The sequence below is a fragment of the Mesorhizobium sp. M0296 genome (assembly GCF_040321675.1).
Classification (GTDB): domain Bacteria; phylum Pseudomonadota; class Alphaproteobacteria; order Rhizobiales; family Rhizobiaceae; genus Mesorhizobium.
Genome location: NZ_JAMYRZ010000014.1, coordinates 34,830 through 47,302, shown reverse-complemented (window position 1 = coordinate 47,302; position 12,473 = coordinate 34,830). Strand labels below are relative to the sequence as shown.

At 62.2% G+C, this 12,473-nt stretch carries 11 protein-coding genes; 7 read left to right on the top strand and 4 right to left on the bottom strand.

What is annotated here, in order from left to right:
- Window positions 1-63 precede the first annotated feature (63 nt).
- The 5 genes from NKI97_RS15755 (at window position 64) to NKI97_RS15735 (ending at window position 4,857) form a co-directional block, all read left to right on the top strand.
- The gene (locus NKI97_RS15755; RefSeq protein ID WP_352835188.1) at window positions 64-1,038 is read left to right on the top strand and encodes a substrate-binding domain-containing protein; all 975 of its coding nucleotides are present in this window, start codon (window positions 64-66) and stop codon (window positions 1,036-1,038) included.
- A 72-nt stretch (window positions 1,039-1,110) separates the two neighbouring features.
- Window positions 1,111-1,941 (top strand): ABC transporter substrate-binding protein, encoded by an 831-nt coding sequence (locus NKI97_RS15750; protein ID WP_502907107.1) that lies wholly within the window; start codon window positions 1,111-1,113, stop codon window positions 1,939-1,941.
- 8 nt (window positions 1,942-1,949) lie between these two features.
- Complete coding sequence (locus tag NKI97_RS15745; protein WP_352455187.1) at window positions 1,950-2,870, top strand: amino acid ABC transporter permease; 921 nt, start codon at window positions 1,950-1,952, stop codon at window positions 2,868-2,870.
- The gene (locus NKI97_RS15740) at window positions 2,857-3,630 is read left to right on the top strand and encodes an amino acid ABC transporter ATP-binding protein (protein ID WP_352835183.1); all 774 of its coding nucleotides are present in this window, start codon (window positions 2,857-2,859) and stop codon (window positions 3,628-3,630) included. The genes NKI97_RS15745 and NKI97_RS15740 overlap by 14 nt, the downstream gene beginning before the upstream one ends.
- Before the next feature lie 45 nt (window positions 3,631-3,675).
- Window positions 3,676-4,857, top strand: a complete 1,182-nt coding sequence (locus NKI97_RS15735) for a M20 aminoacylase family protein (protein WP_352835181.1) — start codon at window positions 3,676-3,678, stop codon at window positions 4,855-4,857.
- 123 nt (window positions 4,858-4,980) lie between these two features.
- Here NKI97_RS15735 and NKI97_RS15730 read toward each other — a convergent pair whose 3' ends face one another.
- The 4 genes from NKI97_RS15730 to NKI97_RS15715 all read right to left on the bottom strand — a co-directional run bounded on the left by NKI97_RS15730 (window position 4,981) and on the right by NKI97_RS15715 (window position 10,803).
- Window positions 4,981-6,543, bottom strand: a complete 1,563-nt coding sequence (locus NKI97_RS15730) for a hypothetical protein (protein WP_352835179.1) — start codon at window positions 6,541-6,543, stop codon at window positions 4,981-4,983.
- A 158-nt stretch (window positions 6,544-6,701) separates the two neighbouring features.
- The gene (locus NKI97_RS15725; protein ID WP_352835176.1) at window positions 6,702-8,684 is read right to left on the bottom strand and encodes an ABC transporter permease; all 1,983 of its coding nucleotides are present in this window, start codon (window positions 8,682-8,684) and stop codon (window positions 6,702-6,704) included.
- Window positions 8,681-9,757: a quaternary amine ABC transporter ATP-binding protein gene (locus NKI97_RS15720; RefSeq protein ID WP_352743458.1), complete on the bottom strand. Its 1,077-nt coding sequence runs from the start codon at window positions 9,755-9,757 to the stop codon at window positions 8,681-8,683. The genes NKI97_RS15725 and NKI97_RS15720 overlap by 4 nt, the downstream gene beginning before the upstream one ends.
- A gap of 74 nt (window positions 9,758-9,831) precedes the next feature.
- Entirely contained in the window at window positions 9,832-10,803 is a 972-nt protein-coding gene (locus NKI97_RS15715) for an ABC transporter substrate-binding protein (RefSeq protein WP_352473408.1), read from the bottom strand.
- Between the two features lie 399 nt (window positions 10,804-11,202).
- On the opposite strand from NKI97_RS15715, the gene NKI97_RS15710 reads away from it, so the two are divergent.
- Window positions 11,203-11,331 carry a hypothetical protein gene (locus NKI97_RS15710; protein WP_352835173.1) on the top strand — a complete coding sequence of 43 codons (129 nt, stop codon included), beginning with the start codon at window positions 11,203-11,205 and terminating at the stop codon, window positions 11,329-11,331.
- A 32-nt stretch (window positions 11,332-11,363) separates the two neighbouring features.
- Entirely contained in the window at window positions 11,364-12,440 is a 1,077-nt protein-coding gene (locus tag NKI97_RS15705) for a D-alanine--D-alanine ligase family protein (RefSeq protein WP_352743558.1), read from the top strand.
- Window positions 12,441-12,473: the final 33 nt, after the last annotated feature.

The following is a 12,473-nucleotide window of genomic DNA, read 5'->3' as shown; positions in this document are numbered from 1 at the left end:
TTGATCGGCCAAAAATAAACATTTACCAATCGCCGGTCAAACATAGCGTTGAAGTTCATGCCGATGCCCGTTTCCATCACTGTAGCCACCCGCGATTGGGACTATCTCACCCCTTTGGTGCTGGGTGACGTTACTTCGAGCCGCTTGTCGGTGAAGGCTGATCGTGTCGCTACGCTCATTCCGGATCTCGGCACCGATCCAAACTACGATGCGGCAGAGGTCTCGTTCAGCCGTTATGTGTCGGCCATGGCTTCGGGCGTCGATACGGTGGTTGGATTACCGTGCTTCATCATGCGCGGCTTTCGCCATCGCTGCATCATAACGGTCGAGACCAGCCCGCTGGAACGGCTTTCCGATCTTGCCGGCAAACGCATCGGCGTGACCGGCTGGCGCGATTCCGGTAACACATGGACGCGCGCGGCGCTTCGCCGGGAAGGCGTCGGCGTCGAGGATGCCTATTGGTTCGCCGGCAGGCTGACATCGGGGCACCCGATCGCCGACCGCCTCGACGGATTCGGCAGGCCGGGGCGCATCGAAGCAGCACCAGGCGAGCGCCCGATGATGGAGCTGCTGTCGCAAGGCGAGCTCGACGCCGTTTTCACGCCCTTCATGCCGGACGGCTTTTTCGGCCCGGCTTCCGGCTTCCGGCAAGTGCTGCGCGATTTTCGCGCGGCCGAACGCGCCTATTTCGCCGATGTCGGTTATGTCCCGGGCATGCATCTGGTCGCCGTCAAGGCCGCCCTGGTCAGGGAGCACCCCTGGCTGCCGCAGGAACTCGCCAGGCTGATCAACGAAAGCCAGCGCGTCTGGACGGCAAAGCGCCGAAAATATGCCGATACCTCGCCCTGGATCCTCGAGGAGCTGCTTCATGCGGGGCGCGACCTGCCTGCCTCCTGGAACGCCAGCGGCCTGCCGGCCAACCGGCGCATGATCGAGGATTTCGTCACCGAGCTCCATGCCCAGGGCATTCTGGCGGAACCGATTTCCGCCGAAGCCTTGTTTCCTTTCGAGGCCAGATCGCGGGCCACAGCAGCCTGAGAACGCACAACGAAGAACACGAAGGAGAATGCCATGAGGACAATCAGCTTCATATTCGCCTCGCTCGTCACCATGCTGGCGCAGGCCAGCTTTGCCCAGGATATCCAGAAGCAATCGGTGAACGAGGATTTGCGGGCCCGGCTGCCGGAAGAGATCCGCGCGGCGGGAAAGATCACAGCCGTCAACAACGGCTCGTTCCCGCCCTATGAGATCGTCACCGGCACCGAACTGTCGGGGGCGACCAAGGACATTTCCGACGCCATCGGCCTGCTGCTCGGTGTCGAGATCGATCATGCCTCGGTCGCCGGCCTGCCGGCTTTGCTGAGCGGCATCAATGCCGGCCGTTATCAGTTCGCGATGGGGCCTGTCGGCGACTATCCCGACCGGCAGAAATCCAACGACTTCATCGATTGGGTGCGCGAATACGTCGTCTTCGCCGTCGAGAAGGGCAACCCGGAAGGCATCACCTCGCTCGACACCGCGTGCGGCAAGCGCATCGCCGTCATGTCGGGTGGCTCGGCCGAAAAGGTCATCAAGCAGCAGGCGCAGAAATGCACCGAGGGCGGCAAGCCGGCCGTCGAGGTGCAATCCTTCACCGACCAGCCGAGCTCGATACTGGCCGTCCGGTCGAAACGCTCCGACGCATTCTTCTCCTCGCAGGCGCCGCTGACCTATTTCGTCGAGCAGGCGAAGGGCCAGCTGGAACTCGCCGGGGTCGGCCAGGCCAACGGCTTCAAGGACATCTATCAAGGCGCCGTCGTCAAGAAGGGCTCGCCGCTGGGCGGCGTGCTGCTCGACGCCTTCAATATCCTGATGAAGAACGGCACCTACGCCGCGGTCATGAAGAAGTGGGGCCTCGAGAAGAACATGATCGACGCGCCAGGCATCAACCAGGGCCAGTAGAGGCTGCCATGACCGACGCCACCGCTGCCTACGCGGCCGGGCTGCCGCGACGTCCCGACGACGCGCTGCGCGACGTCAAACGAGCCCACCGGCCGTTTCCGCTCGTCCGGCTGGCGCTCTGGGCGTTCACCGTCGCCGTGGCAGCCGGCTTCGCCTATATCGTCGCGGTCAACCCGAATTTCGGCTGGCCGGTCGTCGCCCAGTATTTCTTCGATCCGACGGTCATGCAGGGGCTTTCCGTAACGCTCGGCCTGACGGTGGTGGCGATGATCCTGGGTATCGTGCTCGGCCTGCTGCTCGCCATCGCGCGCATGTCGAACGACAGGCTGGCATCCCTTCTCTCCGGCCTGTTCATCTGGTTCTTCCGGGGAACGCCGCTGCTGGTGCAACTGATCCTGTGGTACAACCTTTCGACGCTGTTTCCGCGCATTTCCATCGGCTTCGCCAGTTGGAACACCAACGACCTGATCACGCCTTTGACGGCCGCCGTTCTTGGTCTGGCGCTGAACGAGGCCGCCTACATGGCCGAGATCATCCGTGGCGGGCTGCTGTCGGTGGACAAGGGACAGGCCGAAACGGCTGAAGCCTTCGGCATGACCCGCGCGCGGGCCTTGCGGCGCATCATCATCCCGCAGGCGATGCGGTCGATCGTGCCGCCGACCGGCAATCAGCTGATCAGCATGATCAAGGCGACGTCGCTTGTCAGCGTCATCGCCATGGCCGACCTGCTCTACTCGGTGCAGTCGATCTACAACCGCACCTTCGAAATCATTCCGCTGCTGATGGTTGCAGTGCTGTGGTACCTGCTGATCACCTCGGTCCTCAATGTCGCGCAAGGCGCGATCGAACGCCACTACAGCCGCGGCGACCGCGGCGCGCGCGAGAAGACCGCGACCGCCACCCTCGAGGCCGCCAATGAGCGCGCATGACATGCCCCTGGTCCGGGCGCGCAACGTTCACAAGGCCTTCGGCCCGCTCGAGGTGCTGAAGGGCATTGATCTGGACGTCGCGCCTGGCGAGGTGGTGGTCATTCTCGGACCGTCCGGCTCCGGAAAGTCGACCTTCCTGCGATGCATCAATCATCTCGAGGCGATCGACCAGGGGTCGATCGAGGTGGACGGCGAGCAGATCGGTTACCGGTTGCACGACGGCCGCCTCGACAAGCTTTCCGACCGGGCGATCGCCGCGCAGCGGCGCAAGATCGGCATGGTGTTCCAGCAGTTCAATCTCTATCCGCACATGACGACCCTGCAGAACGTCATCGAGGCTCCGGTCGGCGTTCACCGGGAGAACCGCAAGGAGGCGATCGGCTACGCCCGCGAACTGCTGACCCGTGTCGGTCTTGCCGACAAGATCGACGCCTATCCGCGCCAGCTTTCAGGCGGCCAGCAGCAGCGCGTCGCCATCGCCCGTGCGCTCGCCATCCGCCCGAAATTGATGCTCTTCGACGAGCCGACCTCGGCGCTCGATCCGGAGCTGGTCGGCGAGGTGCTCGCCACCATGCGCGATCTCGCCAGGCAGGGCTTGACCATGATCGTGGTCACGCATGAGATCGGCTTCGCCCGCGAAGCGGCGGATCGGGTGGTGTTCATGGACGACGGTAATGTGATCGAGGCCGGGCCTCCGGACGAGGTTCTCGCCAAACCCAGGCACCCGCGCACGCGGGCTTTCTTGAGCCGTTTCATCTAAAAGCAAAGCCGGCGCGGCACCTGCTCGGCCGGCAAAGGACCTCCCATGCCAAAGACCTCCAACCAGTTCGCCGATATTTCCGACTTCGCCGACAAGGCCGCCGAGCTTGCAGCGGCCCGCCAGCACCTGCACGCGCATCCCGAGCTTTCATTCCAGGAGCACGAAACGGCTGCATACGTTGCCGAACGGCTCGAAAGCTGGGGCTATGAGGTGACGCGCAATGTCGGCGGGCTCGGCGTCGTCGGTCGCCTGCGCCAGGGCAGCGGCCGCAGCATCGCCATCCGTGCCGACATGGACGCCCTGCCGATCACCGAAGCTACCAATCTCCCTTATGCCAGCCAGGCCAGCGGCAAGATGCACGCCTGCGGTCATGACGGCCACACCACGATGCTGCTCGGTGCCGCCGAATACCTGGCGCGCACACGGCATTTCAACGGCACGGTGAACCTTATCTTCCAGCCGGCCGAGGAAGCCGGCAAGGGAAGCGGGGCGCAGGCGATGATCGCCGACGGCCTGTTCGAGCGCTTTCCCTGCGATGCGATATTCGGGCTGCACAACCACCCGGGCGCGCCGACGGGTTCGTTCCTGATGCGCGCCGGGCCGCTGATGGCGGCGAGCGATACCGTCACCATCAGGATCGCCGGGCGTGGCGGCCACGCCTCGCGTCCGCACCTGACGGTCGACCCGATCGTCGCTGCCGCCAACATCGTCATGACCCTGCAGACGGTTGTGTCGCGCAACGTCAACCCGATCGAGACGGCTGTCGTCACCGTCGGCACGATTCACGGAGGCACGGTCTCCAACGTCATCCCGGAACACGCCGAAATCACGCTGAGCGTCCGCTCCTTCTCGGCCGAGATCCGCGACACGCTCGAGCAGCGTATTCGCAATATCGCAGCACTTGTGGCGCAGGCGCATGGCGCAACGGTCGAGATCGATTACCAGCGCGGCTACCCGGTGGTGGTCAATTCCGAGCGCGAGACGTCCTTTGCGACAGACATCGCTGTCGAACTCGTCGGTCAGGACAAGGTGTCCGTCTGCCCGTTGATCCCCGGCAGCGAAGATTTTTCTTATTTCCTCGAACACAAACCCGGTTGCTTCCTGCGCCTTGGAAACGGCGAGGATTCAGCCATCCTGCACAGCTCGAAATATGATTTCAACGACGGCAATCTGACCGTCGGCGCAGCGCTCTGGGCTCGTTTGACCGAGAGATTCCTGGCCGCCTGATCCATACTTGCGGCTGGGATTGTCGATCGGCCGGTCGAGCATTATTGGGGCGACCGGCCGCGCGACGATGCTCAACGAATTCTCACCCATTCCCCCTCTTCGAATGCGATAAGAGCTTCGCTTTCAGACAAACAAAAAGTCACTCGTCGTCAGCGGGCTTGTAAAGTTTGCGAGAGTAACTTGATCGACTCCTGCGGTAATGATGGTGTCGGTTCCACTTTGCGCAATTGTGAGATCATCGAACGATTGCACGCCCTCCACGCCACTAAATACAATGGTGTCGCCTTGGGTCTGGCTGAAGTCGTAGATGGCGTTTTGGGTTCCGACCGTCATTGAACCATCGTCCTTGAATATGAATTGATCTCTGCCGCCCTGAGCCAGTTCGCTCAGTTGCCCGTCACCCCACATGTCGTTGATGACGGTGCAGCCGGGTGCTGCGCTCCCGGCATACAGGGTATCGTTTCCGCCCAGAGCCGAACCGGACATTTGTAGAGCGTCGCCGCACAGGAAGTTGCGGACCTGGCCGCTTTCGCTGTTGTGGCCCCCGGTAAGAATGTCGTTGCCGCCCCTGGCGGAACCGGACATAGCGAGGGCGTCGCCGTACAACTCGCTTAGAACATCCGGACCGGAGTTCCTGTCGCCACCAGTCAGGGAATCATTGCCGCCCACAGCGCTGCCGAGCATCGTGACCGCATCGCCATACCCTAAATTATGAGTGCCTTGCAGCACGGCCGTGTCGTCGCCACCGCGAGAGTGGTCGGACATGTTGGCGCCCGCGTCACCGTAGAAACTTATCTGGGACCCACCAGCGCTCGTGAAGTTGTCGTTGCCGCCCTCGGCGAAACCGGAAAGATCACCGCCCGCATCGCCATAGAGAGTTTTGCTCAGAAGCGCCCCACCCGTGTCCGTGTAATGGTCGTCGCCGCCCTGAGCGTGGTCATACATGTTGCCGCCGGCATCGCCGAAGAAAGTGTTGGTGGAAAAGAAGCTGCTCGTGAAGGTGTCGTTGCCACCCTTGCTGTGGCCTGACATATCGCCGCCGGCATCACCGTAGAAAATATTGACGGAGTCGGTCCGGCTCGTAAAGCTGTCGTCGCCGCCTTGGGCATTGCCGGACATGTTGGTGGCGGCGTCACCGAAGAAAGTGTTGGTGGCCTGTTGGGAACCCTGGAAGGTGTCGTTGCCGCCCTTGCTGTGGTCCGACATTTCGCCGCCCGCATCACCGTAGAAGGTGTGGGCAGTTCCTTGTTTGGTTTGGGTCAGGAAAGTGTCATCCCCGCCCCGGGCATAGCCGAACATCTTGCCGCCGGCGTCACCATAGAAGGTATCGACTACCTGCCTTGCCACTCCACTGTTGAAGGTATCGTTGCCGCCCCTGCTATGGTCCGACATATCGTCGCCCGCGTCACCAAAGGCAGTGGTGGTGGAGGATGACAGCCCCGTGGTGAAGGTATCGTCACCGCCCCGAGCAAAATTGAACAAGCTCCGAGCCGCGTCACCGTAGAAGGTGTAGGTCGACGGTGCGGTTTCCGTAAAGGTGTCGTTGCCGCCTCTTGAGAAATCGAGCAGGCTGCCGCCAGCGTCGCCGGTCAAGATATTCGTATTCGGATCGCCTGTGAGGGCGTCATCGATACCCCGCTGATGATCTGCTAGATCACCGGTAGTAAAGGGAACGCGTTTAGACATTATCCGCTCTCCTGTTGAGCCTACCCGTCCCATCACAGCCGTACGATGTGAGGCAAAAACGAGCAATAATCCCGAATGGCTATGTCTTTAGGCGTAGGGATCGGTGCCTCGTTAACGGCGCGCTTGGCGGCAGTTTCCCGAGGCCGTCCTATTCCGGACTATCCCAGCCTTGCCCGAGCCTTCGCCGTCCAGGCGTTGAACAGCCGGTCTGCGACGATGCCGATGAAGGCGATGGCCAGGCCGGCGACGATGCCGCGACCGGAATCGGCCTTGGACAGGGCGATGAACACCTCCTGGCCGAGATCGCGCGTGCCGACCATGGCGCAGATGATGATCATCGCCAGCGCCATCAGGATGGTCTGGTTGACGCCGAGCATGATCTCGGGCAACGCCAGCGGCAGCTGCACGCGAAAGAAGGTCTGGCGCCTGGTGCAGCCCGAAACCTTCGCCGCTTCGATCAGCGCCGGCGGCACCTGTCGAATGCCGTGATTGGTGTAGCGGATCGCCGGCACCACGGCGAAGGCGACGGTGGCGATCATCGCGGTGACGTCGCCGACCCTGAACAGCATCACCACCGGAATGATGAAGCAGAACGACGGCAGCACCTGCAGCGTGTCGATGACCGGAGTGACGGTCTTTTCGAAGCGGTCGCTGCGCGATGCCATCAGCCCGATCGGGATGCCGATCAGGCAGGCGATAAAGGCCGAGATGCCGCACAAATAGACCGTCGCCATGGTCTTTTCCCAAAGTCCGGTGACGGCGCAGAACGCTGTCAAAGCCGCGACCAGGGCGGCGAGGCGCAAGCCGCCGAGCTGGTAGCCGGCAAGGCCGAGGAGACACACCGCGCCCAGCCACGGAAAACCCTCGCAGAAGGCGCGCACCGGGTTCAGCACGTTGAGGATAAGCGCCACGCGGAACGCTTCGATAGTGTCGAAGAAGTTGATGGTGATCCAGTTCACCGCCGCCTTCCACAAAGGCGCGGTGGTGAAGGTGATCGCTTTCGGCACCGCGGCGAACGCCGGCACGAACAGGCCGAGCAGCGTGGCGACGGCGAGGATGGCAACAGCCAGCGCCAGATTGGGATAGCGCCGCCAGAAACTGGTGCTGGCCTGGTGGCGGACATTGCCCTTGGCGTGATTGTGCGCGATCGCCTGGCTCAGCCGGTCGAGTGCAATTGCCAGTGCGACGATGGCCAGGCCAGCTTCCATCGCCTCGCCGACCTTGAGCGCGCGCAACGCCAAAAGCACGTCATAGCCGAGCCCACCGGCACCGATCATCGAGGCGATGATCACCATATTGAGCGCCAGCATGATGACTTGGTTGACGCCAACCATCAATGTCGGCCGCGCCGACGGCAACAGCACCCGCCACAGTTTCTGCCGTGCCGTGCAGCCGGCCATCTCGCTGAAATCGTCGATCTCCGACGGCACCCGCGACAGGCCGAGCATCGTCGCCCGCACCATTGGCGGCGTCGCGAAAATTGCCGTCGCGATCATTGCCGAGACCGGGCTGTTGCCGAACAGAAGCAGCATCGGGATCAGATAGGCGAAGGTCGGGATCGTCTGCATCAGATCGAGGGCAGGGGAGATCATCAACCTCTCCGCCCAAGGCTTGCGCCATGCCCAGATGCCGGCGAACAGCCCGGTGACAATGCAAAACGGCACGGCGATCGAGATCAAGCCCAGCGTCAGCATGGCGCTGGTCCACTGCCCGAACAGCGCGATGTAGAGAAAACAGCCGCCGGCCAGCGCACCCAGCTTCCAGCCGCCGGCGGCGCGTCCGGCAAGGTAGGCGGCAGCGCAGACGCCGACCCAGGACAGGCGCGGCAAGACGATCATATCCGCGCCATGGCCGATCTTGAAATTCTTGGCCAGAAGACCGAGCGCGAAATCGAGCGGCACGCCGAGCACCGCGGTGATCGAGCGGGTCAACCAGGAGAAGTTCGACTTCACCCAGTTCATCAGCGCACCGACCCAGTCTGCGACAGGAACGATCGCGCCGGCCGGGTAATTGACCGCCCAGGGCAGGCTTTCCTGCAGCAGGAAGACAATAAGCACGGCGGCGAGCGCGCAGGCCCAGATCGCCAGCCAGGTCTGAACCGGCCGGGGCCTCGCTGCGCTGGCGCTTGCCGTGACCGTCATGCGCCGGCCCCACGACGTTCTATGCCGGCGAGAAGATCGATCACCGCCTGCGGCGTGACTAAGCCGATCGGCTTGCCGGTGCCGTTGACCACCGCGAAAGGCTTACCGGCAGAGACGATATCAGCCGAAAAACTTGATATCTTGGCATCCGGCGCGACCGTGCCGCCGTACTCGGCGCCGTCGCAGGCGCGCATCAGGCTGCGCGCCGATATCACCTTGGCGCGATCGACATCGCGGGTGAATTCGGCGACATAGTCGGTCGCCGGATTGACCACCAGTTCTTCCGGCGTGCCGATCTGGATAACCTCGCCGTCCTTCATGATGGCGATCCGGTCGGCCAGCCGGATGGCCTCGTCGAAATCATGGGTGATGAAGACGATGGTCTTGTGCAGCATGGTCTGCAGCCGCATCAGCTCGTCCTGCATCTCACGGCGGATCAGCGGATCGAGGGCCGAGAACGGCTCGTCGAGGAACCAGATTTCCGGCTTCGTGGCGAGGCTGCGGGCGATGCCGACACGCTGCTGCTGGCCGCCGGAAAGCTCGCGCGGATAGAAATGCTCGCGACCGCGCAAGCCGACCAGCTCGATGACTTCACGGGCCCGCTTCTCGCGCGTCGGCCGGTCCTGCCCCTGGATGCCCAAGGGAAAGGCGATGTTCTCCAGTACGTTGAGATGCGGCAGCAAGGCAAAATTCTGGAACACCATGCCCATGCGATGGCGTCGCAGCTCGATCAGCGCGGCATCGGAAATCTTGAGCAGGTCCTTGCCTTCAAACTCGACCTTGCCGTGGGTCGGCTCGATCAGCCGCGACATGCAGCGCACCAGCGTCGACTTGCCGGACCCCGAAAGTCCCATGATGATGAAGATCTCGCCCTGGCGGATTTCGAGATCGACGGCGCGCACCGCGCCAACCAGTCCGGCAGCGGCGATGTCCGCCAGGCTGGCCTTGCCGTCGCGCCGGCGGATGAAATCGGCCGCGTCCGCCCCGAACAGCTTCCAGACATTGCGACAGGCAAGCTTTGTCGGGCGGGCATCGTTGCCCGCTTTCGCCGCCTGTTCAATCGTATCGGTCATGCGATCGTCCTTCTGGAACACGGGATCGAGACCCGGCCACGGATGGCCGGGTCGTCGGATTTCCAGTCAGACGGTCACTCGGCCCAGGCTTTCCAGTCGGCTTCGTGGGCGGCGATCCAGGCGGCGGCGACGTCTTCCGGCGTCTTGCCTTCGAGATCGATCTCGCCGCTCATCTTGTTGAGCTCGTCGGTATCGACCGTGTAGTTTTTCGCGACCTTGTAGGCGACCGGCCATTTGTCCTTCATGCCGGCCCAGGAATATTTCCAGATCTCGCCATGCGGCTTGCCGCAGTCATATTTCGCGTCGGGGTTCACGCCCCATTTCGGGTCGGTGTAGCACTCTGTCGTATAATCGGGGAATTCGACCCATTCGCCCTTGTATTTGGCCGGCGCCCAATGCGGCGAATAGATCCACAGCATGATCGGCGCCTTGCGCTGATAGGCCGAGTCCAGTTCGGCGAACATCGCCGCATCGGTACCGGCATGGATGACGGTGAAGGGCAGTTTCAGCGCCTCGACGCGTTCGTCGTCAAAGCCTTCCCATGTCACGGGTCCGCCGAGATAACGCCCCTTCGGCGCGGTTTCGGCCGTCGAGAAGGCCTCGGCGCATTTCGGGTCTTTCAGCGCTTCCCAGTTCGGCAGGCCGGGGCATTTCTCTTTCATATATTCGGGAAACCACCATTCTTCCTTGGCCTTGGGTCCGAGCTTGCCGAGGCGTTCGGTCTGGCCCGTCGCGTCCGAGGCCTTCATCGCCTCGCCGGCCGTCGTGTCCCAGAATTCCAGGCCGACATCGATGTCGCCATTGGTCAGGCCGGTGGTCAGGCTGGAGAGATAGTCGGCGGTCGGATACTCGACGGTATAGCCGAGCTTTTCGAGGATGCCGCCGAGGATCTTGGCGTTCAGATTGACGCTGGTCCAATCGAACAGTGCGATCTTGATCGGGTCGTTGGATTCCGGCGCTGCCGCATAGGCCGAAGATGTCAGTGCGGCTGCGGCAAGTGTTAAGGCTCCCATTGAGAAATTCGAAATCATGCTCCGAAGTGACATGCTTGTTCTCCTGTCAAGCTCTGGTGGACGTTATCGTTCGTTCCCTTCTTGCGTCTTTTTTGATTGTGTTGGAAAAGCTTGTCGTTGCGCAAGGCCGTAGGCGCCACAATGCTGCCGAAGCGGATGCCGGCGCAAAACGGGGATGGTGCCCAAATTGGTGAAGATGTGGCGGGACCGGCCGCGTCATGACTGCCGAAGGATTGCTGCCGAAGCAGTCATCCACGGATCGATCGCCGGTCTTGAGGGGCAAACCATCAAAGTCCCATGATCTCGGCTGTCGGCTCGGCAACTCGCCCAGAGCCACTTTCATGGGATGAAATTATATATACCAACGTTCACGTCGCGCAACGATTAACGCCGGTGCCAATTTCACGGCCCGTCTTTCTGCGGGACCCGTAGATGAGTTTGAAAAAAGCCAAGATTGCCGGTCATCCCGTGTGCAAGCCGCAAGGACAGGGTACCGATACAATGCAGCAGACCAAAATGCCTTACTTCTTCGCCAAACGCGGGATCGCCTTCGGCTTGTGACCTTTCAACACCAGATCGTATCCGAGGCTTTCATGACCTCTTCCTTGAACAGACTGCGAATTGCCGTGCTCTTTGGCGGACGTTCCGCCGAACATGACGTTTCGGTGCTTTCAGCAACCAATGTCATGCGTGCGCTGCTGTCCGCCAAATACGATGCCCTCCCAATCTTCGTCACGAGCGAAGGACAGTGGCTGCTGAGCAGCTTCCAGGATGGTACGCTCGCAAAGCCTGCGGGCGGTTTGGAAGTTTGCCTGGTTCCGGGTGGGCGCGGACGGATGATGGCGATCCCGGCCGACGGCACGCCCTATGATCTGCCGAAGATCGACATCCTGTTTCCCGTCCTGCACGGCCCTCATGGCGAAGACGGCTCGGTACAGGGGGTGGCCGAGGTGGCTCGGGTGCCGCTCGCCGGCTGCGGCATCCTGGGTTCGGCAACCGCGCTGGACAAGGACATCGCCAAACGGCTCCTGGAAGCGGCGGGGCTGCCAATCGCGCGCTCAGTGACGATCCATGAAGGTGCGGCGCCCGCCCTCGCTGCACTGGAAAGCGAACTCGGCCTGCCGTTCTTCATCAAACCGGCGCGTCAGGGATCGTCTGTCGGCGTCGGAAAAGTCCATGCCAGCCAGGAATTCGATGGAGCGCTTGCTGAAGCCTTCCGGCACGATTGCAAGCTGTTGGCCGAGGAATTCATTCGTGGGCGCGAGATCGAATATAGCGTGTTGGAGGACCCGGCAGGCGACCTGTTCGTCTCGCGGCCAGGCGAGATCGTGCCGGCCGAAAGCCACGATTTCTACAGCTACGATGCCAAATACATCGACGAGAACGGCGCGGCACTTAAAGTGCCGGCCGAACTGCCGCCGGAGGTCGAGGCAGCCATGCGGGACGTGGCCGCAAGGGCTTTCAGAGCCGTCGGCTGTGACGGGATGGCGCGCATCGACTTTTTCCTGACACCGGACATGCAATTCCTGGTCAATGAAATCAACACCATCCCCGGCTTCACCGATATCAGCATGTATTCCAAGGCAATGGCGGTGAGCGGCGTCAGCTATTCCGAAATCATCGACCGGCTCGTGGAGCATGGATTGGCACGGGCCGGCCGACCGGTCTGAACGCAGCGAAGCGGCTTTCAGATTCCGGTGGAT